The organism is Paraburkholderia sejongensis (assembly GCF_020880815.1).
Taxonomy (GTDB): domain Bacteria; phylum Pseudomonadota; class Gammaproteobacteria; order Burkholderiales; family Burkholderiaceae; genus Paraburkholderia; species Paraburkholderia sejongensis.
Genome location: NZ_JAJITD010000001.1, coordinates 152793 through 177571 on the forward strand (window position 1 = coordinate 152793; position 24779 = coordinate 177571).

At 67.7% G+C, this 24779-nt stretch carries 18 protein-coding genes; 13 read left to right on the forward strand and 5 right to left on the reverse strand.

Features of this window, described 5'->3' with window-relative positions:
- From astD to LJ656_RS00650, 10 genes are all read left to right on the forward strand, one after another.
- Positions 1-1464 (forward strand): succinylglutamate-semialdehyde dehydrogenase, encoded by a 1464-nt coding sequence (astD, locus tag LJ656_RS00605; RefSeq protein ID WP_230507304.1) that lies wholly within the window; start codon positions 1-3, stop codon positions 1462-1464.
- 9 nt (positions 1465-1473) lie between these two features.
- Complete coding sequence (gene astB, locus LJ656_RS00610) at positions 1474-2814, forward strand: N-succinylarginine dihydrolase (protein ID WP_230507306.1); 1341 nt, start codon at positions 1474-1476, stop codon at positions 2812-2814.
- Positions 2798-3868 carry a succinylglutamate desuccinylase gene (astE, locus tag LJ656_RS00615; protein ID WP_230507308.1) on the forward strand — a complete coding sequence of 357 codons (1071 nt, stop codon included), beginning with the start codon at positions 2798-2800 and terminating at the stop codon, positions 3866-3868. Before astB ends, astE begins: the two co-directional genes overlap by 17 nt.
- A 161-nt stretch (positions 3869-4029) precedes the next feature.
- On the forward strand, positions 4030-4824 hold the full coding sequence (locus tag LJ656_RS00620) for an ABC transporter substrate-binding protein (RefSeq protein WP_230507309.1): 795 nt from the start codon (positions 4030-4032) through the stop codon (positions 4822-4824).
- 226 nt (positions 4825-5050) lie between these two features.
- Complete coding sequence (locus tag LJ656_RS00625; protein ID WP_230507311.1) at positions 5051-5713, forward strand: PepSY-associated TM helix domain-containing protein; 663 nt, start codon at positions 5051-5053, stop codon at positions 5711-5713.
- 36 nt (positions 5714-5749) lie between these two features.
- Positions 5750-6274: a DUF2271 domain-containing protein gene (locus LJ656_RS00630; RefSeq protein WP_230507312.1), complete on the forward strand. Its 525-nt coding sequence runs from the start codon at positions 5750-5752 to the stop codon at positions 6272-6274.
- Between the two features lie 79 nt (positions 6275-6353).
- A complete protein-coding gene (locus LJ656_RS00635; protein ID WP_230507313.1) occupies positions 6354-7178 on the forward strand; it encodes a DUF4198 domain-containing protein in 825 nt (274 codons plus the stop codon).
- Between the two features lie 12 nt (positions 7179-7190).
- Positions 7191-8339 carry an FAD:protein FMN transferase gene (locus LJ656_RS00640; RefSeq protein WP_230507314.1) on the forward strand — a complete coding sequence of 383 codons (1149 nt, stop codon included), beginning with the start codon at positions 7191-7193 and terminating at the stop codon, positions 8337-8339.
- Between the two features lie 47 nt (positions 8340-8386).
- Complete coding sequence (locus LJ656_RS00645; RefSeq protein ID WP_230507315.1) at positions 8387-10033, forward strand: flavodoxin domain-containing protein; 1647 nt, start codon at positions 8387-8389, stop codon at positions 10031-10033.
- A gap of 216 nt (positions 10034-10249) precedes the next feature.
- Entirely contained in the window at positions 10250-11653 is a 1404-nt protein-coding gene (locus LJ656_RS00650) for an EAL and HDOD domain-containing protein (RefSeq protein ID WP_230507316.1), read from the forward strand.
- A gap of 111 nt (positions 11654-11764) precedes the next feature.
- Here LJ656_RS00650 and LJ656_RS00655 read toward each other — a convergent pair whose 3' ends face one another.
- Complete coding sequence (locus LJ656_RS00655) at positions 11765-13222, reverse strand: HDOD domain-containing protein (RefSeq protein WP_230507317.1); 1458 nt, start codon at positions 13220-13222, stop codon at positions 11765-11767.
- 94 nt (positions 13223-13316) lie between these two features.
- Positions 13317-15134, reverse strand: a complete 1818-nt coding sequence (locus LJ656_RS00660; RefSeq protein ID WP_230507318.1) for a putative bifunctional diguanylate cyclase/phosphodiesterase — start codon at positions 15132-15134, stop codon at positions 13317-13319.
- A 391-nt stretch (positions 15135-15525) separates the two neighbouring features.
- Between LJ656_RS00660 and LJ656_RS00665 the strand changes: the two genes are divergently transcribed.
- Both LJ656_RS00665 and LJ656_RS00670 read left to right on the forward strand, forming a co-directional pair.
- Positions 15526-16827 carry an EAL and HDOD domain-containing protein gene (locus LJ656_RS00665; protein ID WP_230507320.1) on the forward strand — a complete coding sequence of 434 codons (1302 nt, stop codon included), beginning with the start codon at positions 15526-15528 and terminating at the stop codon, positions 16825-16827.
- Between the two features lie 197 nt (positions 16828-17024).
- A complete protein-coding gene (locus LJ656_RS00670; protein WP_425605897.1) occupies positions 17025-17597 on the forward strand; it encodes a peroxiredoxin in 573 nt (190 codons plus the stop codon).
- On the opposite strand, the gene LJ656_RS00675 is transcribed toward LJ656_RS00670, so the two are convergent.
- Positions 17563-17715 carry a hypothetical protein gene (locus LJ656_RS00675; RefSeq protein WP_230507322.1) on the reverse strand — a complete coding sequence of 51 codons (153 nt, stop codon included), beginning with the start codon at positions 17713-17715 and terminating at the stop codon, positions 17563-17565. The two genes, LJ656_RS00670 and LJ656_RS00675, sit on opposite strands and share 35 nt — an antisense overlap.
- Before the next feature lie 114 nt (positions 17716-17829).
- Between LJ656_RS00675 and LJ656_RS00680 the strand changes: the two genes are divergently transcribed.
- Entirely contained in the window at positions 17830-18294 is a 465-nt protein-coding gene (locus LJ656_RS00680; RefSeq protein ID WP_230507323.1) for a hypothetical protein, read from the forward strand.
- A 19-nt stretch (positions 18295-18313) separates the two neighbouring features.
- Here LJ656_RS00680 and LJ656_RS00685 read toward each other — a convergent pair whose 3' ends face one another.
- Together LJ656_RS00685 and LJ656_RS00690 are read right to left on the reverse strand one after the other, a co-directional pair.
- Positions 18314-21634, reverse strand: a complete 3321-nt coding sequence (locus LJ656_RS00685) for an efflux RND transporter permease subunit (RefSeq protein ID WP_230507325.1) — start codon at positions 21632-21634, stop codon at positions 18314-18316.
- A gap of 3 nt (positions 21635-21637) precedes the next feature.
- Positions 21638-24772 (reverse strand): MdtB/MuxB family multidrug efflux RND transporter permease subunit, encoded by a 3135-nt coding sequence (locus tag LJ656_RS00690; protein WP_230507327.1) that lies wholly within the window; start codon positions 24770-24772, stop codon positions 21638-21640.
- Positions 24773-24779: the final 7 nt, after the last annotated feature.

The following is a 24779-nucleotide window of genomic DNA, read 5'->3' on the forward strand; positions in this document are numbered from 1 at the left end:
ATGAGCGAGCTTTTCATCGACGGCGCATGGGCCGCCGGCACAGGACCCGTCTTCGCATCGCGCAACCCGGGCACGGGCGCGGTGGTGTGGGAAGGCAACAGCGCGTCGGCGGACGACGTCGATCGCGCGGTACGCAGCGCGCGGCGCGCGTTCGCCGCGTGGTCGGCGCTCACGCTCGACGAGCGTTGCGCGGTGGTGCGCCGCTTCGCCGCGCTGGTTAACGAGCGCAAGGAAGCGCTCGCCGACGCGATCGGCCGCGAGACCGGCAAGCCGCTGTGGGAGGCGCGCACCGAAGCGGCGTCGATGGCCGCGAAGGTCGAGATTTCGATTCAGTCGTACAACGAACGAACCGGCGAAAAGCGTTCGGCGATGGCCGACGGCACCGCGGTGCTGCGGCATCGTCCGCATGGGGTGGTCGCGGTGTTCGGGCCGTACAACTTCCCGGGTCACCTGCCGAACGGGCATATCGTGCCCGCGCTGATCGCCGGCAATGCGGTCGTGTTCAAGCCATCCGAACTCGCGCCCGGCGTCGCCGCGCTGACGGTGCGGATCTGGCACGACGCGGGACTGCCCGCCGGCGTGCTCAATCTCGTGCAGGGCGAGAAGGAGACCGGCGTCGCGCTCGCGAACCATCGGCAGATCGACGGGCTGTTCTTCACCGGTAGTTCGGATACCGGAACATTGCTGCACAAGCAGTTCGGCGGCCGGCCGGAGATCGTGCTGGCACTCGAGATGGGCGGCAACAACCCGCTCGTGATCGGCCCGGTCGCGGACCTCGACGCGGCCGTCCATCACACGATCCAATCGGCGTTTCTGTCGGCGGGGCAGCGCTGCACCTGCGCGCGCCGCATCTTCGTGCCGGACGATGCATTCGGCGAGCGTTTCCTCGCGCGCCTGACCGAAGTGACCGCGCGGATCGGTGTCGGCGAATACGACGCGCAGCCGCAGCCGTTCATGGGCGCGGTGGTGTCGGCGCGCGCAGCCGCGCGCTTGATCGCCGCGCAGGAGCGTTTGCTGGCTAGCGGCGCCAAGGCGCTGCTGAAGATGGAGCAGCGCGATCCGCAACTGGGCTTCGTCACGCCCGCGATTCTCGACGTGACCGCTGTGAAGGACCTGCCGGACGAAGAACACTTCGGCCCGCTCGCGCAGATCATCCGCTATCGCGGTTTCGACGCAGCGCTCGAACAGGCGAACGACACCGAGTTCGGTCTGTCCGCGGGCCTGCTCGCCGACGACGAAGCGCTGTGGACGCAGTTCCAGCGCACTATCCGTGCGGGCATCGTGAACTGGAACCGGCCGACCAACGGCGCGTCGTCGGGCGCGCCGTTCGGCGGGCCGGGCCGCTCCGGCAATCACCGGCCGAGCGCGTACTACGCGGCCGACTACTGCGCGTACCCGATGGCCTCGGTCGAGAGCGCGCAACTGAACATGCCCGCGAGCGTCTCGCCGGGCCTCCAATTCTAAGGATCGACGATGCAAGCCACTGAAGCCAATTTCGACGGCCTGGTCGGCCCGACGCACAACTACGCGGGGCTGTCGTTCGGCAACGTCGCGTCGCAGAACAACGAGAAATCGGTCGCGAATCCGAAGGCGGCCGCGCGCCAGGGGCTGCGCAAGATGAAGCAGCTCGCCGACCTCGGTTTCCATCAGGGCGTGCTGCCGCCGCAGGAGCGGCCGTCGATGCGCCTGTTGCGCGAGCTCGGCTTTTCCGGCGACGACGCGAGCGTGATCGCGCGCGTCGCGCAGCAGGCGCCCGAGCTGCTCGCGGCCGCGAGTTCGGCATCGGCGATGTGGACCGCGAACGCGGCGACCGTCAGCCCGTCGGCCGACACCCACGATGGCCGCGTGCATTTCACGCCGGCCAATCTGTGCAGCAAGCTGCATCGCGCGATCGAGCATGAATCGACGCGCCGCACGCTCGGCGCGATGTTTAGCGATCACGATCGTTTCGTCGTGCACGAGGCCTTGCCCGGCACGCCAGCGCTCGGCGACGAGGGCGCGGCCAATCACACGCGTTTTTGCGAGCAGTACGGCGCGCGCGGCGTCGAGTTCTTCGTGTACGGGCGCAGCGAGTATCGACGCGGGCCGGAGCCGAAGCGCTTTCCGGCGCGCCAGACGTTCGAGGCGAGCCGCGCGGTCGCGCATCGTCACGGGCTGCAGGACGCGGCGACCGTGTTCGCGCAGCAGAACCCCGAGGTGATCGACGCGGGTGTGTTCCATAACGACGTGATCGCGGTCGGCAATCGCAACACGCTGTTCTGCCATCAGCTCGCGTTCGTCGAGCAGAACGCGGTGTACGACGAACTGCGCGCGAAGCTTGGGCATCTGCAAGCCGGCTTCAACGTGATCGAGGTGCCGGACGCGCAGGTCGGCGTCGCCGATGCGGTGTCGTCGTATCTGTTCAACAGCCAGTTGCTGACGCGCCCCGACGGCAAGCAGGTGCTGGTGGTGCCGCAGGAGTGCCGCGAAAATCCGCGCGTGGCCGCGTATCTGGACGAGCTGACCGCGCACAGCGGACCGATCGACGACGTGCTGGTGTTCGATTTGCGCGAGAGCATGAAGAACGGCGGCGGCCCCGCTTGCCTGCGTCTGCGGGTCGTGCTCGACGACGCGGAACGCGCGGCGGTCGCACCGGGCGTGTGGATCAACGACGCACTGTTCGGCCGCCTCGACGCGTGGATCGAAAAGCATTATCGCGACCGTCTCGCGCCGGCCGATCTGACCGATCCGCAACTGCTGATCGAGTCGCGCACCGCGCTCGACGAACTCACGCAAATTCTCGCTCTGGGCTCGCTGTATGACTTCCAGCGCTGAGCACGCGATGCCGGCGCCGCTGCCGCTGCTCGACGATTTCCTCGCGTGGTCGCTGGCCGGCTCGACGCCCGCTGCGGATCAGGCGCGGGGCAACTGCGCGAACGGCGTGCGCTATGCGTGGCTCGACGACGGTGTGCTGTTGCTGGAACCGGCGCCCGCGCATGAGCCCGGCGACGTGCGCAGAGTGCTGGTGTCGGCCGGCGTGCACGGCGACGAAACCGCGCCGATCGAACTGCTGTCGCGCATCGTCGCCGATATCGCGCACGGCCGCGCGGCGCTCGCGTGCCGCGTGCTGGTGGTCCTCGGCAACCTCGACGCGATGCGCGAAGGCTGCCGCTATCGCGACGACGACCTGAACCGGCTGTTCAGCGGCCGCCATCGGCAACTGCCCGAGAGTCACGAAGCGCCGCGCGCGGTCGTGCTGGAGGAGGCCGCGCTGCGCTTTTTCGCGGAAGCTTCCGATGCGCCCGGCGCGCGCTGGCACATCGACATGCACACGGCGATCCGCGCATCCGCGTTCGAGCGTTTCGCGCTGCTGCCGCACACCGGCAAGCCGGTGTCGCGCGCGATGTTCGAATGGCTCGGCGACGCACGCATCAGCGCGGTGCTGCTGCATACGACCAAGGGCAACACCTATTCGCATTTCACCGCGCAAGCGTGCGGCGCCGATGCGTGCACGCTCGAACTCGGCAAGGTGCGCCCGTTCGGGCAGAACGATCTGACGCGCTTCGCGGGCGCCGACCTCGGCGTGCGCGCGTTGCTGGCCGGCACGCGGGTGGAGGAACGGAGCGACGCCACGCTGCCGCGCGTGTTCACCGTGATCGATCAGTTGACCAAACAAAGCGACGCGTTCGAGTTGCTGGTCGCGCCGGACGTGCCGAACTTCACGCCGTACCCGCAGGGCACCGTGCTCGCGCGCGACGGCGCGTACAGCTACACGGTGCGGCACGACGAAGAGCGTCTGGTGTTTCCGAACGCGACGGTCAAGCCGGGCCTGCGCGCCGGTCTGCTGGTGATCGACACGACCGCCGACACGCTGTCCAAGCTTGTCTAGACAGGTAGCGTGTACAATCGCGGGCGTCGCGGCTCCGGCAGCAGGCTTTGTTCTGTCCGATCGGCCGGCCGCGCGAGTCCGCTGCGCGGCGGGCGCGGCACGCGTCGCGCCGCCCGCCGGTCCGGCTCCGTTTTAGTCAATACCGTAGAGGAACACCCGTAATGAAGATGAATTGGCCCAACCTGGCCGCGCTCGCGCTGTGCGCGTCGGCGGCACTGAGCGCGGGCTCCGCGTCGGCGGCGGAAATCAAGGAAGTGCGCTTCGGCGTCGAGGCGTCGTATGCGCCGTTCGAATCGAAATCGCCGACCGGCGAGCTGCAGGGCTTCGACATCGACGTCGGCAATGCCGTGTGCGCGAAGCTGAAGGCCAAATGCGTGTGGGTCGAGAATTCGTTCGACGGCCTGATCCCGGCGCTCGCGGCGCGCAAGTTCAATGCGATCAATTCGGACATGACGATCACCGAGCAGCGTCGTCAGGCGATCGACTTCACCGATCCGATCTACACGATCCCGAACCAGATGATCGCGAAGAAGGGCAGCGGCCTGCAGCCGACCCCGGCTTCGCTGAAGGGCAAGCATATCGGCGTGTTGCAGGGCACGATCCAGGAAACCTATGCGAAGGCGCGCTGGGCGCCGGCCGGCGTCGACGTCGTGCCGTATCAGACCCAGGACCAGATCTACGCGGACCTCGTGTCGGGCCGTCTCGATGCATCGTTCCAGGACGCCGAAGCGGGCTCGAAGGGTTTCCTGAAGAAGCCGCAGGGCGCGGGCTTCGAGTTCGCCGGTCCGGCCGTCAGCGACGAGAAGCTGCTCGGCGCGGGCGTCGGCTACGGCGTGCGCAAGAACGACACGGCGCTGAAGGACGCGCTGAACGGCGCGCTGAAGGAACTGAAGGCGGACGGCACGATCGACCGCCTCGCCGCGAAGTACTTCGACGTGAAGGTCGTGCTGAAGTAAGCGCGACGACGCCGCGAAGTTGTACCGCAACAACGGCCGCTGATGCGGCCGTTGTTGCGTTTACGCGCCCCGGGCGTGCGCGAACCCATCCGGGCGGCGGCGACATCGCCTCGAAATATTCGGTAACCCGAATGGGCTTTGCTTACAAATGAAAACGATTATCATTCGTGGCGGTCATTTTCCAGCGCCGGCGCGTCAGGCCGCCGGCATATTTGCGATAGCCAGGATGGGAACAACGAAAGTGGTAGAGGCGGGGACATTCGACGCAGGCCAGCGCAGCCGCGCGTTCTGGCTGCGTCAGCTGCGCCAGTGGCACTGGATCAGCTCGGCGCTCTGCCTGGTCGGCATGCTGCTGTTCGCGCTCACGGGCTTCACGCTCAATCACGCCGCGCAGATCGAAGCGCATCCGCACGTCGAGCGACGCAGCGCGAGCGCGCCGGCGGCGCTGCGCGACACGCTCAGCCACATATCGCCTCGCGACAAAAGTCCCAAGGGCTCGGTCCCGCCGGAGTTGTCCGCATGGCTTTCCAGCACGCTGCACATCAACACCGCGGGCCGCACCGCCGAATGGTCGGGCAACGACGTCTATATCGCGCTGCCGCGCCCGGGCGGCGACGCATGGGTCAGCGTCGATTTCACGACCGGCGAGACCCAGTACGAACTGACCACGCGCGGCTGGATCGCGTATCTGAACGATCTGCACAAGGGACGCAATGCCGGCGCCGCGTGGAGCGTCTTCATCGACATCTTCGCGGCCGCCTGCATCGTCTTCAGCGTGACCGGGCTGTTGCTGCTCAAGATGCACGCCCGCGGGCGCGTGTCCACGTGGCCGCTGGTCGGCTTCGGACTCGTCGCGCCGCTCGTGCTCGCGATCCTGTTCATTCACTGATCCCTTCCGTATCCATTTCATCGAGGAATCCTTAGCATGCGTCGACTCATCGCCGTTACCCTCACCGGGGTGGCCGCCGGCCCGCTCGCGGGCGAGGCCCTTGCCGCCGAAATGACCGTCAACGTCGATCTGCCGCGCCTCGACGTCGCCGAATATCACCGCCCGTATGTGTCGATCTGGGTCGAGCGTGCCGATCAGACGCCCGTCACCACGCTGGCGGTCTGGTACGACCAGAACAAGCGCAACAACGAGGGCACCAAGTGGCTGAAGGACATGCGCCAATGGTGGCGCAAGGCCGGCCGCGATCTGCAGATGCCGGCTGACGGCGTGTCCGGCGCGACCCGCGCGCCGGGCCAGCAGGTGGTGTCTTTCGTCGACGGCAAGGCGCCGCTCGGCAAACTGCCGGCCGGCGAATATCAGCTGGTGGTCGAGACCGCGCGCGAAGCGGGCGGCCGCGGCGTGGTGCGGGTGCCGTTCGTGTGGCCGCCGGCGTCGGCGACCACTACGTCGGCCAAGGGCGAGCAGGAGCTCGGCACCGTCACGGTGAACGTCAAGCCTTGACGCGCTCTTGCGTGGCCGGCTTGGGCTTCCGCCTGGGCTTGGGCTTCTTCCACATCACTTTTTCGAGCGCAATCCAATCATGAAACTTGCCACTGCCAGGCTTTCCCGCCACGCCTTCGCATTTGTTCTCGCCGCCGCGTTGCCGCTGGCCGCCCATGCGGACCGGATGTGGTTGCTGCCGTCGACGACCGAGCTGTCGGGCAACGATGCGTGGGTCACGGTGGACGGCGCGATCTCCGACACCGTGTTCGCCGCCGATCACGCGGCGCTGCGTCTGGACGGCCTGACGATCACCGCGCCCGACGGCTCGGCCGTGAAGGAACAGAACGCGATCACCGGCCGCTATCGCAGCGTGTTCGACGCGCAGTTGCCGAAGGACGGCACCTATCGCTTCAGCGTGCAGAACCGCCTGCTGTTCGCGTCGTATAAGGTCGGCGACGAGCGCAAGCGCTGGCGCGGCAATGCCGACGCGTTCGCGAAAGAGGTGCCCGCCGACGCGCAGGATCTGCAGGTGACCGAAAACGATCTGCGCGTCGAGACCTTCGTCACGCGCGGCAAAGCGGATACGGGCGCGCTCAAGCCGAGCGGGCGCGGTCTTGAACTCGTGGCCGACAGCCATCCGAACGAGCTGGTCGCGCTGACCCCCGCGAACTTCCGGCTGATGCTCGACGGCAAGCCGGCGGCGAACGTGAAGGTGTCGGTGGTGCCGGGCGGCACGCGCTATCGCGACAACCTCGACGAGATGACGATCGTCACCGATGCGAGCGGCAAGTTCGCGATCAGATTCCCCGCGCCGGGCGCCTACTGGGTCGGCGCGCAGGTGCGCGACGACCGCACGTCGGTCAAGCAGGCGAAGGAGCGCCGCGCGTCGTATGCGGCGACCTTCGAGGTGCTGCCGCAATAAGTAGACGTGCGAATGAATCACCGTTCCAGTTCGCACGACGCGCGCGCGGCGATGCCCAATCCGCCGGCGCGCCGGGTGCTGGTGCCGGCCGCTATCGACGGCGGCGCGCTCGCGCCGGTGCGGGGCGGGCGGATTGTGTCGTTCGGCGGCGAGACGATGGGCACCATCTGGTCCGTGCGCTGCGTGTTGCCTGAAGACGATGCCGTACAGCGGGACAGGCGTGCGCTCGCGGCAGCACCGGATGACTCGCTCGAAGCATCGCTGGATACCGTGATTCGCCGCGTGCTCGACGACGTGATCGCGCAGATGAGCAACTGGCGCGACGACTCGGACGTGAGCCGCTTCAATCGCGCGGCCGCGGGCAGTTGGGTGAGCGTGCCGCCGGCCTGCTTCGACGTGATCGAAGCCGCGCTCGCGGTCGCGCGCGACAGCGGCGGCGCGTACGATCCGAGCGCGGGTCCGCTGGTCGATGTGTGGGGCTTCGGACCGGCGCCGCGCGCTGCCGGCTCACCGTCAGTTGAACTGATCGAAGCCGCGCGCGCTCGCTGCGGCTGGCAGCGCGTCGCGACCGAGCGCGCGAACCTGCGCATCTATCAGCCCGGCGCCATCGCGCTCGACCTGTGCGCGATCGCGAAAGGCTATGCGGTCGATGCGGTGCGCGACGCGCTGCTCGCGTGGGGCATCGCGCACCTGCTGGTCGAAATTGGCGGCGAGCTGCGCGGCGACGGCGTCAAACCCGACGGTCTGCCGTGGTGGGTCGAACTCGAAACGCCGCCGCTCGATCACGCGGACCACGCGCACGACGCAACCATCGCTGCGCCCGAAGCGCCGCCGCCCACCATCGATCTGATCGCATTGCACGGACTCGCGGTCGCGACTTCGGGCGACTATCGCCGCTATTACTTCGACGCGGGCGTGCGCCGCGCGCATACGCTCGATCCGCGTACCGGCTATCCGGCCGATCACGCGCTCGCCAGCGTGACGGTGCTGCACGCGAGCTGCATGCTCGCCGATGCATGGTCGACCGCGCTGACCGTGCTCGGCCCCGACGCCGGCCTCGCACTCGCGCAGCGCAAGCGGCTGGCCGCGCGCTTTATCGTGCGTACGTCGACGGGATTTCGCGAACTCGCGAGTCCCGCCTATCGGGCGTTGCTCGAATGAGCGGCACGGGGCGGTTCAATCGTTGGCGCGGTTTTGGGCTCAGTCGTTTGCTCGAACCCGCGCGGCTCGCGTGGCTGCTCGCCGCTGCCGGTGCGCTGCTCGCGTGGGCCAGTCCGGTGCGCGCCGGCAGCGCGGCGGGCGTCGGCTTCGCGTATCTGTGCGCGTGTGCGGCGATCGTCGCCGCGCATCGGGCGCGCGGGCAGGCGGCTCTGGCAACCGGCACCGATACGCCGGAACAAGAACAAGACGACGTAATCCTCGTCGCGTACGCGAGCCAGACTGGCAGCGCCGAACAGCTCGCCACGCAAACGCGCCGCGTGCTCGAAGCGGCCGGCACGCGCGTTCGTCTCGCGCCGCTCGGCTTGTTGAAGAGCGACGACCTGCTCGCGCATGCGCGGGCGTTATTCGTCGTCAGCACGACCGGCGAAGGCGAGCCGCCCGATCACGCCGCGCCGTTCGTCCGCCGGGCGATGCAGGCGGAACCGCACGACAGCCACGCGACCCAGCTGGCGACGCTGCGCTACGCAGTGCTCGCGCTCGGCGACCGCGCCTACGCGAACTATTGCGCGTTCGGACACCGCGTCGCCGGCTGGCTCAATCATCGCGGCGCGCAGCCGCTGTTCGACACGATCGAGGTCGATAACGGCGACGCGCTGGCGCTGCGCCGCTGGCAAACGCAACTGTCGACGCTCGTCGGCAGCGACGTCGATACCGCATGGATGCCGCTCAACGACAGCATCTGGACGCTCGATCAGCGCGAGTTGCTGAACCCCGGCAGCGCGGGCGCGCCCGCGTATCACATCGGCTTGAGCCCACGCGATGCCGCTACGCTCGACTGGCAGGCCGGCGACATCGCCGAAATCCAGCCGCGTCAGCCGGCGCATCGCGTGCAGCGCTGGCTCGCGCGGCATGGGCTCGACGGCGCGGCACCCGTGCATTGCGAGGGCCGCGCGATGCGCTTCGAGCAAGCGCTGGCCACCCGCCAACTGCCGAGCGAAGACGACGACCGCAACGACGACCGCAACGACCATCGCGGCCTGTCACCGCAAGACTGGATCGACACGCTTGCGCCGCATGCGCGGCGCAGCTATTCGATCGCGTCGCTGCCCGCCGACGGCCGGCTCGAACTGCTGATCCGCCAGGCGCGCGCCGGCGATGCGAGTGCGGCCGGCGGCTACCGGCTCGGACTCGCGTCCGGCTGGCTGACCGCGCACGCCGAGCCCGGCGACGAGATCACGCTGCGGGTGCGCACCAACCGCGCATTTCATGCGCCGCGTGACGCGCGGCCGCTGATCCTGATCGGCAACGGCACGGGCCTCGCGGGCCTGCGCGCGCATCTGAAGCAACGCGCGCGCGACGGGCAGCGCCGCAACTGGCTCATCTTCGGCGAGCGCAGTGCCGCGCACGACTTCTTCTATCGCGACGAAATCGCCGCGTGGCAGCGCGACCGGGTACTCGAACGCACCGACCTCGCGTGGTCGCGCGACGGCGGCGAATTGCGTTACGTGCAGCACGCGCTGAGCGCGGCGGCCGATGCGCTGCGCGAATGGCTCGACGCGGGTGCGGCGATCTACGTGTGCGGCAGCCTCGATGGGATGGCGCCGGACGTGCATCGCGCGTTGCTCGCGATCGTCGGCCAGCAGCGTCTGGACGAGTTGATTTCAGCGGGCCGCTACCGGCGCGATGTGTATTGACTCGAACGCGCCCCCGCGCAACCTCCGGCGCGCCACACCTTGCCAATTATTTCGAGATATTCGTGGGGTAAGGATGTCGGTGTCTGAAGCGCTGCGATAAAATCGTCGCGCACGTTGACGCGCGATGGCGCTCATACCATCGAAAAAGCGCTCGACGCTGCGACGAAAAACAGAACATGAGCGGCCAGGCGCCGGCGGCGCCGAGCGGGGACAGACATGACCAGCATCGCAATCGAGACTCCGGGCGCGAGCGTCGCGACCGACGGCGCGTCGGCCGTCGCCAGCTTCGCGCGGCAACCGATCCTGAACCGTGAAGGGATGCTGTGCGGTTACGAGCTGAAAGTGCTCGCGCCCGACGTGCCGCCCGATGCGCCGCCCGACGGCAGCGAACCGCCGGACATGGCCATCACCACCGCCGCCGCACAATCCGACACCGCCACCACCGCCGACAGCCTGCCAAGCCGCGCGCCGACCCCGGCGCAACGCATCGCGCGCGCGATCGTCAGCGCTCTCGTGCAAGCCGACGTACGCGGCGCGCTGACCCGTCACCCGGCCTACGTCGACGTGAACCGCGACCTGCTGCTCGACGACGCGATCCTGCGCCTGCCGCGCGAGCGTTTCATCCTCGAACTGCCGCCGTCGCTCGAAGTCGACGACACGTTGATCGAACGCATCGTCTATCTGCACGGCCGCCGCTATCGCTTCGCGCTCGACGACGTCACCCAGCCCACCGACAGCTTCGCGAAGCTGCTGCCGTACGCGGAGATCATCAAGATCGACGTCGCGCGGGTGCCGCATGCGCTGCTGCCGAAGCTCGCGAGCGTGCTGAAATCGGCGGGCAAGCTGCTGCTCGCGCTGCGCGTCGATGCGCAGGACGCTTTCGACACCGCGCACGGGCTCGGCTTCGATCGCTTCCAGGGCTATTACTTTGCGCGCGCGCAGAGCGCGGCGACGCGCCGGGTCAGCGCGCCGCGTCACGCGCTGCTCAATCTGCTGCAACTGCTGGCGGGCGAGCCGACCGTCGCGCAGCTCGAAGCCGAGCTGAAGCTGAACCCCGTGCTGGTCATGCATCTGATGAAGCTCGCCAATTCGAGCGGCCTCGCGCTCGGTCATCGGGTGACGACGCTGCGCGACGCGATCAACGCGACCGGCACCGACCGCATCGCGCGCTGGACCCAGTTGCTGCTGTATGCGGACGGCCGCAAGGTCGCGCTCGAAGACGACCCGCTGCTGCAACTGGCTGCAAGCCGCGCGCGCTTCATGGAACTGGCGATCGAGCGGCTGCCGGAAGCCGGCCGCGACGAAGCGGACGCGGCGTTCCTGACCGGGGTGTTTTCATTCGTCGATGCGGTGTTCGGCGGCTCGCTCGAAAAGACACTGAACGTGCTTACGTTGTCGCGGCCGATCCAGGCCGCGATCCTGCATCGTGAGGGCAGGCTGGGGCTGCTGCTGAGCGCGGTCGAGGCGCTCGAAAGCGGCGCATGGGACAGGCTCGGCGAACTGAGCGACGAGTTGCAGCCGTTGACGCTGGAGGAGCTTGCGCGGTTGGGACTCGCGGCCGGCGCATGGGCCGGCGTCGCGGATCGCAGCGCGGAAGGGCTCGAACGGATCGAGGATTGAAGGCGGGGCGGGTCCTAGAACAGGCAGCCGGACGCCACGCAAACGATTTTTTCCGGGCAAACACAGGAACGAAACAACGTGAAGCAGCCGATCAACGATCGCGCCAGGTCTTCACATCATCTCCATTTCCCGCATCTGCCCCTGGCCGAAAAAACGTCCTAACTCCCTGGCCAGTTCGTTGAGCACGCTCATCTCCTTCTGCGAGATGCGCCGCGCCTCCTGGGTATGCGACCAGTCGCCGTACAGCAGCGCGACGCTCTGATCGGTTTCGTCGATCACCGGCAGCAGCACGAACGCGCGGGCGTCGTCGAACGAGCGGCGGAACCACTCCGGCAGCCGCGCGACCATCTTCGGGTCGCGCGCATTCTCGATGAAGATGCCGACCGAGTTCGCGATCGCCAGATGAAACACGTCGGGCTCGAACGCGGTGCTGAAGGTGAGCCGCGGCAGCGCCGCGTCGATCTTCGGCCCGAGACCCAGCCGCGCCTTGAAGGTGCCGTTGCTGTGTTTGACGAACACCACCACGCGCGCGAAGCCCAGGCCGGCGAGCACGGTTTCGGCGGCCATCGCGAGCGCGGGCGCGAGCGGACTCGCTTCGGGCAGGCCGCGCAGATCCTTTACGCCGACCGCGATGCGCGCCTCGGGCGACAGCGCCTCGCGCGCGATCGCATCGGCATTGGCGCGCAGTTCGGAAATTTCCGCCATCACGCCGTCGCCGCCTTCTTCGCGCGCGAGCGCAATGCTCATCTGCAGCAGCACTTCCGGATCGGTGTTCAGCGCGCCGCCGTATTGCTGCGCGAGTTCGCCGATGCGCGCCTCGCGCTCCAACTCCGGCATGTTCTGCTGGGTCAGGATGTCGGCGACCGCGGTCGAGTAATTGGTGATCGCGCGCAGCCACTGCACCTGGCGCGGCTGCGTGACGTCCTGCGGATCGAACTCGCCCATCCCCTGACGGATCGTGTCGGGCAGGCGCCAGCGCACCGCGGCCTCGGCGCCGATTTCGTCGAACGTGACGCCGAGCACCAGCACGCACGCGTCGTTCTCGAGCGCGCCGCTGTCGATATGGCGGCGAATCTGGTCCCATTCGGCGTCCAGATAGAACACCACCAGCAGCTTGCCGATCTGCCGCATCAGCGTGCAGACCACCGCTTCCTCGCCGGCGCGCAGATCGCCGCGCTCGGTCAGCTTGCGCGCGACGCAGCCCGACAGCAGCGTGCGGTTCAGTTCCAGTTTCGCGTCGATGCGGCGCGGCGCGCTTTGATGAAAGTGATCGACGAGCTTCAGCCCGACCACCAGATGGCCGACCGCATCCATGCCGAGCACCATCAGCGCGCGCGACACGGTCGTGATGTTGCCGCCGAACGCCATGTACATCGCCGAGTTCGCGAGCCGCAGCACCTTCTGCGTGAGCGCGAAGTCCGACAGCACCACCTGCACGAGGCCGGTGAAGTCGAGGTCGTCGTTGTTGACCGCCGTCATGGTGGTGCGCAGCGATTGCGACAGCATCGGGAAATCGCCGCGCTCGCTCATGCGCGTCCAGAGCCGGTCGAGCACTGCCGCCTTTACCATGTGAGTCCCGCCAAAACCATACATGTTCCAGTGAATGCCACGCCGGGAGTGAGCCGGCTTGTTCCGCTGCGTGGGCGCCGTGCGTGCATGCCCGTTACGCGTGATGCAACTGTAGCTCGCGCGCGAGGAAGCGCTGTGCGAGTTCCTCGGACGGCAGCGCCTTGCAGACCAGCCAGCCCTGAATGTGATCGCAGCCCATCTCGGTGAGCAGCGCGCGTTGTGCTTCCGTTTCGACGCCCTCGGCCACCAGTTCGAGATCGAGCGTTTGCGCGAGACCGACCACCGCGCTGACGATGGCCTGATCGTTGCGCGAGGTTAGCAGATTCTCGACGAAGCTCCGGTCGATCTTCAGCTTGGCGAGCGGGAAGCGTTGCAGATACGCGAGGCTCGAATAGCCGGTGCCGAAATCGTCGACCGCGAAACGGATGCCCATCGCGGTCAGTTCCTCGAGCAGTCCCTTCGCATGCGCGGGGTCGTGCATCAGCAGGCTCTCGGTGATTTCGAACACGAGCCGGCGCGGATCGATGCCGGTCAGCTGCAACGCCTCGCGCACCGAGTCCTTGAAGCGCGGATCGCGAAACTGCTGCGGCGACACGTTGACCGCCACGTATTGCAGCGCGATGCCCTTGGCGTCCCATTGAATCAGCTGCATGCACGCGACCTTCAACACCCAGTTGCCGAGAAAGTTGATCAGCCCAATCGACTCCGCGAGCGGAATGAACATCGACGGCGGCACGAGGCCGTGCACCGGATGCGCCCAGCGGATCAACGCCTCGACGCCGACCACGCCGTGCGTGCGGCTGCTCGTGATCGGCTGGAAGTGTAGCGAGAACTCGCCGTTGCGAACCCCGTCGTAGAGGTCGGCCTCCAGTTTCAGGCGTTCGGCGTCGGCCGGGTCGTCGTCGGGCACGTAGAACGCGAGCGTGTTGCCGCCGGCCGCCTTGGCCTGCAGCAGCGCGTGATCGGCCCAGCGCAGCAGATGCGTGTCGTGGCCGCCGGTGTCGTTCGCGTGCCGCACGTCCGGATACAGCGCGATGCCGATGCTCGCCGACAGGTGCACCTGCTGGCCGCGGAATACATACGGCTGCTGGATCGCGGTCAGCAGCCGGCGCGCCAGCGCCTCGGCGGTCGCGGCCGCGTCGGTGCGGTTCGCGGCCGGCTTGACGAGGATCGCGAACTCGTCGCTGGCGATGCGCGCGACCGTTTCGTTCGGGCTCGTCATGTTGAGCAGCCGTCGCGACGTATCGCGCAGCATCTCGTCGCCGGCGTCGTAGCCGAGCGCGCGGTTCACGCGCTGATAGTCGTCCAGATCGAGCAGCAGCAGCGCGACCGGCGTGCCGTGCGCGTCGGCCTTGTGCTGCGCGTCGAGCAGCGTCTGCACGAGGCCCGGCAGATTCGGCAGGCCGGTCAGGCGATCCAGATGCAGCGCCTGGGTCAGCCGTTCCTCGGTCGCGCGCCACGACGACACGTCGAAGCCGGCGATCGCATAGCCGTCGACGCCGTCGTGGCTGCTGCGCACCACCCGCAGTTCGACCGTGATCGGATAGGTCAGCGACTTGACCAGTTCGAGCGTCGCTTTCTCGACGTTGCCCGACACCGCCGCGCGCTTGAGCAGCGCGTCCAGAGCCGGCGCGTCGGCCGGCGCGACGAGGTCGTGCAGCGTCGCGGTCTCCAGATACTCGCGGTGATAGCCGATGAAGCGCAGGCTCGCGTCGGACACGTAAATGAAGCGCAGCGCGTCGTCGACGTGCGCGAGCAGGTCGACCGCGCCGACCACCTGTTCCAGTTGCGGCGCGCGGTTCGGGCTGACGGCCGGGCGGATCTCGTCGGCGCGACGGCCGAACGCGCGCAGCCGGTCGATGACCGTGCGCAAGGAGCCCCGGCGGGGCGCGGTGATCCTGTTCGCTTCCATGTTTGTCGCTGGCAACCTGAGTTCGTCCGCTGGCGGCGGGGCTGCTGGGTCCCCGGCGGGGGCGGCCGGTAGCTAGCAGGTCGCCCTATCAGAACGGGATAACGACGCGCGGGCGAATTTCTTTAGCCTGCCGCGCAGAAAAACATCCGGTAAACAGGCGCCGGGTGCCGCGCTCTCGCGATTGGGCTAAAGTGGCGCCGCATCGCGACCGTTAATACGGCGAAGTCCATTGATACGGCCAACCCCAGTGTGCTGCGCCGGCCGCGAAGCCGCGACCGCGCAGCCTTTCCGAACCTTGCAACGATGATCCAAGTCCGAATGCTCCGTCGCCAGGTCCTTCGCGCTGCCACCGCCCGTCCGGGCCGCATCGCCCGCTGCGCGGGACGGCGCGGTGCGTGATCCGTACGCCGACGCCGCGCGCGGCGGCCAGCCGGGCGAGAGCGCGCAGCACGTCCCGCAGTACGTGTACGTGGGACGGCAGCCGATACTCGACCGCACCGGCGCGCTCAACGCGTACGAGCTGCTGTTCCGCGCGGGCGCCTACAACTACGCCGAAATCAGCGACGACGCCCAGGCGACCGCCCAGGTGGTCGCGCGCACGATCGGCGGGATCGGCGTGCCGGCCGTGCTCGGCGCGCACCGCGGCTTCGTCAATATCGACCGCACGCTGCTGTTCAGCGACATCGTTCACCTGATGCCGCCGGAGCGCTTCGTGCTCGAAATTCTCGAGACCGTGCGTTTCGACGCTACGCTCGCGCGCCGGCTCGACGAGCTGCGCGGCGCGGGCTTTCAGGTCGCGCTCGACGACGTCGGCGAGATCACCGACGAGCTGCTCGCGAAGCTGCCGTACGCCGACATCGTCAAGATCGATTTTCTGCAGACGCCGCCCGCGCTGGTCGCGAAGCTCGCGTCGATGCTGCGCGGCCAGGGCAAGACGCTGGTCGCCGAGAAGGTCGAGACGCGCGAGGACTTCGCGCTCGCGCACGAACTGGGCTTCGACCTGTTCCAGGGGTATTTCTTCGCGCGCCCGCAAGTGCTGGCCGCGCCGCGCAACCGCTCGCTGCGCCCGGGGCTGCTGCGGCTGCTCGCGCTGCTGTCGCGCGATGCCGGCATCGTCGAACTCGAGGCCGAACTGAAGCTCAATCCGAGCGTGGTCGTGCAGCTGTTGCGGCTGGTCAATTCGAGTGCGTTCGGGCTCGGCCGCAATATCGCGTCGCTGCGCGAGGCGATCATCGCGACCGGCACCCGGCAGATCTCGCGCTGGGCGCAACTGCTGCTGTACGCCGATACCGGCGATCTGCCGTGGCGCGCCGATCCGCTCGTGCAGCTGGCGGCAACACGCTCGCGTTTCATGGAGCTGGCCGCGAACTGGCTGCGTCCGGCCGACGGCGAATTCGCCGACGCCGCGTTCATGACCGGGATCTTTTCGCTGGTGCACGTGGTGCTCGACAGCACGCCGGAGACGGTGCTCGAAAAGCTCGGCCTCGCCGCGCAGATCCGCGACGCGATCGTCGCGCGCAAGGGCGAACTCGGCGCGCTGCTGCTGATCGCCGAAGTCGCGGGCGAGGGCGGCGACGCGGCGCCGGTCGCGGCGGCGGCGGGCTTTGCCGCGCTCACGCCCGAGGTGCTGTCGGAGTTGAATCTGTCGGCGGCTGCGTGGTTCGGCGCACATGTGGCGGAGCCGCCTCGCTGACTGGCGTCGCCAGGGTGCCGCGGTGCCGCGGCGACGCTGCGCGGTGGATCCTTTCGATCGGCTTGTGCTCGCCGCGCGAGACGACACGCGTCGCGTATCCGTGCTCCAATAGATTGTTCGGCGACGCCCGGCGTGGGGCCGGGACGCTGCTGGCAATGAAACGGATCGAACGCGTGCCCGCACGCATGGAGGAGCAGATGCAGTTGAAGATAAAACAGTTACCCGTGTCGCTCGCCGCCGTCGTGATGGCGCTTGGCTGCGCGATGCATGCGCCGCTCGCGTCGGCGACGCTCAAGCCCGGCGATAGCGCGCCGGTGTTCACCGCCGACGCGTCGCTCGGCGGCAAGACCTACACCTATTCGCTCGCCGACGAATTGAAGAAGGGGCCGGTCGTGCTGTACTTCTATCCGGCCGCGTTCACCAAGGGCTGCACGATCGAGGCGCACGAGTTTGCCGATGCGGTCGACGAATACAAGAAATACGGCGCGACGGTGATCGGCGTGTCGCACGACAACATCGATACGCTGACGAAGTTCTCGGTCAGCGAATGCCGCAGCAAATTCCCGGTCGCCGCCGATGCCGACGCGAAGGTGATCGGCGCATACGACGCCGGCATGCCGCTGAAAGCGGGGATGGCCAACCGGGTCTCGTACGTGATCGCACCGGACGGCAAGATCATTTACGAATACACGAGCCTGTCGCCGGACAAGCATGTCGAGAACACGCTGAACGCGGTCAAGCAGTGGGCGGCCGCGCATAAGGGGCAGTGAGCGGCACGGCAATCAGCGGCACGGCAATCAGCGGCAGGGCAATCAGCGGCATGGCAATGAGCAGCATGGCAATGAGCGGCAGGCGGCGCTGGTTAAGTTCGGCAAGCGCCGGGATCAACTCGCGCCCGGGCCGCCGCGGAGATCACGCCACCGCCCGCTTCGCGCTGCCAGCTTCACGCGGCCCCGCGCCACCCCCGTGCTAGGCTAGGCCCTTTTTCCGGGTGAGCTAGCGATGCCGATTCTGGTTGCATTGTTTGCGCTGATCGCGCTGGTGTACGGCGCGGTCCGCGCGTTTGACGGTCTCGAAGCCGCGTTCGGTCTGGGGGTGGCGATTGGCGTCGCGGTGCTGGCCGGCGCGCTGGTCGTCGCCGCGCTCGCGTACTGGTGGCAGCGCCGCCGCGAAGTCGCGCCGAATCTGCGCGACGGCGACTGGACGCATGAACTCAAGGGCAGTTGGGGCTCGGTGCGGCTCGCGGCGCCCAAGCGGCTGTGCGAGATTCGCGTCGGCGACGCGCAGGGCGCATATATATTCGCCGACCTGCTCGGCGCGCAAGTGCAGGGCCGTGATGCGCAGGCGCATGTCGCGCTCAAGGTGAAGGACCCGCGCCACGGCGAATGGCTGGTGCCGATGACGGGCGAGCGGCAGGCGCGTCAATGGCAGCGGATTTTCTCGCTGGCCATCGAGCAGAAGCTGTAACGCCCGCCGCCTCACACCATCACACCGCACCCGTCGCCGCATCCCCGCGGCGGCGCGCCTTGCGCGCTTCCCAGCGCACCCGCAGGCGATCCATATACAGGTAGACCACCGGCGTCGTATAGAGCGTCAGCATCTGGCTGACGATCAGCCCGCCGACGATCGAGATACCGAGCGGCGCGCGCATTTCCGCGCCTTCGCCGCCGCCGAACGCGAGCGGCAGCGCGCCGAGCAGCGCCGCGAAAGTGGTCATCATGATCGGCCGGAAGCGCAGCAGACAGGCCTGGTAGATCGCATCGCGCGAGGACAGCCCCTTGCGCGACGCGTCGATCGCGAAGTCCACCATCATGATCGCGTTCTTCTTCACGATCCCGATCAGCAGGATCACGCCGATCAGCGCGATGATGCTGAACTCGGTCTTGAACAGCAGCAGCGCGAGCAGCGCGCCGACGCCCGCGGACGGCAGCGTCGACAGGATCGTCAGCGGGTGGATGTAGCTCTCGTACAGAATCCCGAGCACGATGTAGACCGCCGCGAGCGCCGCGAGGATCAGGATCGGCTGATCGGACATCGACTGCTGGAACGCCTGCGCGGTGCCCTGGAAGCTGCCGTGAATGGTGGCCGGCATGCCGATCTCGGCCATCGTGTCGTAGATCGCCTGGGTCGCGGTTGAGAGCGACACGCCCGGCGGCAGGTTGAACGAGATCGTCGACGCGACGAACTGGCTCTGGTGATTGACCGACAGCGGCGTGGTGCCGGGCCCGAAGCTCGCGATCGTCGACAGCGGCACCATCGTTTCCTTCGAGGTCGACACCGCCGAGCCCGACGACGCGCTCGACTTGCCGCTCGCCGCGATCGAGTTGATCGCCTGGTTGCGCGCCGAATCGGCGGCAATGCTGGCCGCGCTGCCGGCGGTGGTGGCCGCGGTGCCGCCGGTCGCCGCGCTGGTGGTGCCGGTCGCCGCGTTCGAGGTGACCGTGCCGGCCGGCGCATTGGTGGTCTGCGCGCCGCTCGCGGAGCCGCCCGACGTGCTGATGTAGAGGTCGTGCAGGATGTCCGGGCTCTGCCAGAAGCGCGGCGCGACTTCCATTACCACGTGGTACTGGTTCAGCGGGTTGTAGATCGTCGACACCTGGCGCTGGCCGAACGCGTCGTACAGCGTGTTGTCGATCTGCGAGGGCTTGATGTTCATGCGCGCGGCGGTTGCGCGGTCGATCGTCACCATCGCTTCGAGGCCGCCTTGCTGCTGGTCGGAGTTCACGTCGGTGAGCTCCTTGCGCGCCTGCAGCGCCTCGGTCAGTTTCGGCCCCCACTTGTACAGATCGGGCGTCGAGTCGGCCAGCAGCGTGAACTGGTACTGCGCGTTCGATTGCCGGCCGCCCACCCGGATGTCCTGCACCGCCTGCAGGAACGTGCGCGCGCCGGCGACGTCGCCGAGCGGGGCGCGCAGTTGCTGGATCACCTGGTCGGCGGACAGCTTGCGCTCGCTCTTGGGCTTGAGCGACACGAACATGAAGCCCGAGTTGGTCTGGCGCCCGCCGGTGAAGCCGGCCACGCTCTCGACCGCGGGGTTCTTGCTGACAATCTCCATCATCTGCGTGAACTTGCCCTTCATCGCCTGGAACGACGTGCTCTGGTCGGCCTGAATGCCGCCGACCAGCCGCCCGGTGTCCTGCTGCGGGAAAAAGCCCTTCGGCACGATGATGTACAGCGCGACGTTCAGCCCGATGGTCAGCAGCAGCACGGCCACGATCAGGCGGGGATGCTCTAGCGCCCAGCCGAGCGAGCGTTCGTAGCCGTTTTGCAGCGCGGTGAAGCCGCGTTCGAGCCCGCGCCCGAAGCGGTTTTCCTCGCGCTTCTCGTGCTTCTCGCGCAACAGGCGCGAGCACATCATCGGCGTGAGCGTCAGCGACACCAGCAGCGACACCGCGATCGCCAGCGACAGCGTCAGCGCGAACTCGCGGAACAGCCGGCCGACGATTCCGCCCATCAGCAGGATCGGCAGGAACACCGCGACCAGCGACAGGCTGATCGACAGCACCGTGAAGCCGACCTCGCGCGCGCCGACGAACGCGGCCTTCATGCGCGGCATGCCGTCCTCGATGTGCCGCGAGATGTTCTCCAGCACCACGATCGCGTCGTCGACCACGAAGCCGGTCGCGATCGTCAATGCCATCAGCGACAGGTTGTCGAGCGAGAAGCCCATCAGGTACATCGCACCGAACGTGCCGATGATCGAGATCGGCACCGCGACGCTCGGAATCAGCGTGGCGCGCCAGTTGCGCAGGAACAGGAACACCACCATCACGACCAGTGCGACCGCGATCACCAGCGTGCGCTGGGTGTCTTTCAGCGACGCGCGGATCGTGGTGGAGCGGTCCGAGGTGGGCAGGATATCGACGTCGGCGGGCAGCGACGCATGCAGTTGCGGCAGCATCGCCTTCACGCGGTCGACCGTTTCGATGATGTTCGCGCCGGGCTGCCGGTACAGGATCACCAGCACCGAGTGCTTGCCGTTCGCGAGGCCGAGGTTGCGCAGGTCCTCGACCGAGTCGACCACTTCGCCCATGTCCGACAGCTTGACCGCCGCGCCGTTGCGATACGCAATGACCAGGTCCTTGTACTGCGAGGCCTTGGTCGCCTGGTCGTTGGTGTACAGCTGCACGCGGTTCTCGCCGAACTCGATCGCGCCTTTCGGGCTGTTCGCGTTGGCCGCGGCGAGCGCCGCGCGCACGTCTTCGAGACCGATTCCGTAGTGCGACAGCGCATGCGGTTCGAGTTCGACGCGCACCGCCGGATTCGCCGAGCCGCTCACGTCGACTTCGCCGACCCCTTGCACCTGCGACAGCGACTGCTGCAGCACGGTGGCCGCCGAGTCGTACAGCTGACCCGGCGTCAGCGTGTTCGACGTGAGCGCGAGAATCAGGATCGGCGCGTCGGCCGGGTTGACCTTGTGGTAGGTCGGGTTGCTGCGCAGGCTCGCGGGCAGATCGGCGCGCGCCGCGTTGATCGCCGCCTGCACGTCGCGCGCGGCGCCGTCGATGTCGCGGTTCAGGCCGAACTGCAGCGTGATGCGGGTCGAGCCGACCGAGCTCTGCGAGGTCATTTCGCTGACGTCGGCGATCGAGCCCAGGTGCCGCTCCAGCGGACTTGCGACGCTGGTCGCGACGGTCTCCGGGCTGCCGCCCGGCAGCGACGCCTGCACCGAGATGGTCGGAAAGTCGACCTGCGGCAGCGGCGCGACCGGCAGTTTGGTGAATGCGAACACCCCGGACAGCGCGATGCCGATCGCCAGCAGCGTGGTGGCGACCGGGCGGGAAATAAACGGACGCGACAGGTTCATCGCCTAGTTCCCCGCATCGGTGGCGGGCGGCGTCGCGCTACCGGGCGAATCGTCGCGATGGAAGCGCTCGCGCAGCCGGCGGCCGAGCGAATCGAACGCGAGATAGATCACCGGCGTCGTGAACAGCGTGAGCAGCTGGCTGACGATCAGACCGCCGGCGATCGCGATGCCGAGCGGACGGCGCAGCTCCGAGCCCGCGCCGGTGCCGAGCATCAGCGGCAGCGCGCCGAGCAAGGCGGCGAGCGTGGTCATCAGGATCGGCCGGAAGCGCAGCAGACAGGCCTGGTAGATCGCCTCGCGCGGCGGCTTGCCTTCCTCGCGCTCCGCGTAGAGCGCGAAGTCGATCATCATGATCGCGTTCTTCTTGACGATACCGATCAAGAGCACGATGCCGATGATGCCGATGATGTCGAGGTCATGACCGGTGATCAGCAGCGCGAGCAGCGCGCCGACGCCCGCCGACGGCAACGTGGACAGGATCGTGATCGGATGGATGAAGCTCTCGTACAGCACGCCGAGCACGATGTACATCGTGACGATCGCCGCGAGGATCAGGAACAGCTCGTTGGCGAGCGACGCCTGGAACGCGAGCGCCGCGCCCTGGTAGCGGGTCTGGAACGACGCGGGCAGGCCGATGTCCTTCTGCGCCTGCTCGATCGCCCTGACCGCCGCGCCGAGCGACGAACCCGGCGCGAGGTTGAACGACACCGTGGTGGCCGGGAACTGGCTCAGGTGCGTAACCAGCAGCGGGGCGGGGCGCTCGATGAACTTCGCGATCGACGACAGCGGCACCTGGCCGCCGCTCGCCGTCGCCGAGGGCAGGTAGATCGAGTTCAGCGACTCGATGTAGTGCTGCATCTCCGGCTGCACTTCGAGGATCACGCGGTACTGGTTCGACTGCGTGAAGATCGTCGAGATGATGCGCTGGCCGAACGCGTCGTACAGCGCGCTGTCGATCGTGGCCGGCGTGATGCCGAAGCGCGCGGCGGTCGCGCGGTCGATCTCGATGAACACCGAGCGGCCGTTGTCCTGCAGATCGGTCGCGACGTCGGCGAGTTCGGGCGCCTGCTTCAGGCGCTCGACCAGCTTGGGCACCCACGTGGTGAATTCGCCGATGTTCGGATCGGTCAGCATGAACTGATACTGCGTCGGGCTGACCGTCGAGTCGATCGTCAGGTCCTGCACCGGCTGCATGTAGAGCGTCGCGCCCGGAATATGCGCGACGTCTTTCTGCAACTGGCGGATCACTTCGCTCGCGTTGCTGCTGCGGTCGTCGCGCGGCTTCAGGTTGATCAGCATCCGGCCGCTATTGAGCGTGATGTTGCTGCCGTCCACGCCGATGAACGAAGTGAGGCTCTCGACATCCGGATTTTTCAGGATCCGGTCGGCGAGCGCCTGCTGACGCTCGGCCATCGCCGCGAACGACACCGACTGCGGCATCTGCGTGATCGCCTGGATCACGCCGGTGTCCTGCACCGGGAAGAAGCCCTTCGGCACGAACACATACAGCAGGCCGGTCAGCACCAGCGTCAGCACCGCGACGACCAGCGTCGCGCGCTGCCGTCCCAGCACCCACGTGAGCGCGACCGCGTAGCGCGCGATCACCCAGTCGATGAAGCGGTGCGCCTTCGCCTCGAAGCGGTGGCTCTCGTGCGGCGGCGTGTGGCGCAGCAGCTTCGCGCACATCATCGGCACCAGCGTGAGCGACACGACCGCCGAAATCACGATCGTCACCGCGAGCGTGATCGCGAATTCATGGAACAGCCGGCCGACCACGTCGCCCATGAACAGCAGCGGAATCAGCACCGCGATCAGCGACACCGTCAGCGAGATGATCGTGAAGCCGATCTGTTTGGAGCCCTTGAGCGCGGCTTCGAGCGGCGGCTCGCCTTCTTCCACGTAGCGCGCGATGTTCTCGATCATCACGATCGCGTCGTCGACGACGAAGCCGGTCGCGATCGTCAGCGCCATCAGCGACAGGTTGTCCAGCGAGAAGCCGCACAGGTACATCACCGCGAGCGTGCCGATCAGCGACAGCGGCACCGACAGGCTCGGAATGATCGTCGCGTAGACGTTGGCGAGGAACAGGTACATCACCAGCACGACCAGCACGACCGACATCGCCAGTTCGAACTGCACGTCGCGCACCGATGCGCGGATCGTGGTGGTGCGGTCGGTGACGACCTGCACGTCGAGCGCGGCCGGCAGCGACTGCTGCAACTGCGGCAGCAGCTTCTTGATGCTGTCGACCACCTGGATCACGTTCGCGCCGGGCTGGCGCTGCACGTTCAGGATGATCGCCGGGGTGTTGTCGACCCACGCGCCGAGCTTGGTGTTCTCCGGGCCCGACACGATGTTCGCGACGTCGGTCAGCATCACCGGACGGCCGCTCTTGTATGCGACCACCGCGGTTTTGTACTCGTCCGCGCTTTGCAGCTGGTCGTTCGAGTTGATCGTGTAGTTGCGGGTCGGGCCGTCGAAGTTGCCCTTCGGCGTATTGACGTTCAGGTTCGAGATGGTGGTGCGCAGATCGTCGAGATTGAGCCCGTACGCGGCGAGCGCGCGCGGGTTCGCCTGAATCCGGATGGCCGGGCGCTGGCCGCCCGACAGGCTGACGAGGCCGACGCCCGCGACCTGCGAGATTTTCTGCGCGAGACGCGTGTCCGCGAGGTCCTGCACCTCGGTGAGCGGCATCGTTTTCGACGTGATCGCGAGCGTCAGGATCGGCGCGTCGGCCGGGTTGACCTTCGCGTAGATCGGCGGCGCGGGCAGGTCCGACGGCAGCAGGTTGCCGGCCGCGTTGATCGCGGCCTGCACTTCCTGCTCGGCGATGTCGAGCGGCAGGTCGAGGTTGAACTGCAACGTGATGATCGACGAGCCGGCCGAGCTTTGCGACGACATCTGGTTCAGCGACGGCATCTGCCCGAACTGGCGTTCGAGCGGCGCGGTCACCGACGAGGTCATCACGTCCGGGCTCGCGCCCGGATAGAAGGTCTGCACCTGGATGGTCGGATAGTCGACCTCGGGCAGCGCTGAGAGCGGCAGAAAGCGCAGCGCGACGAGGCCGACCAGCATGATCGCCGCCATCAGCAGCGCGGTGCCGACCGGACGAAGAATAAAGGCGCGGGATGGATTCATGCGGTAA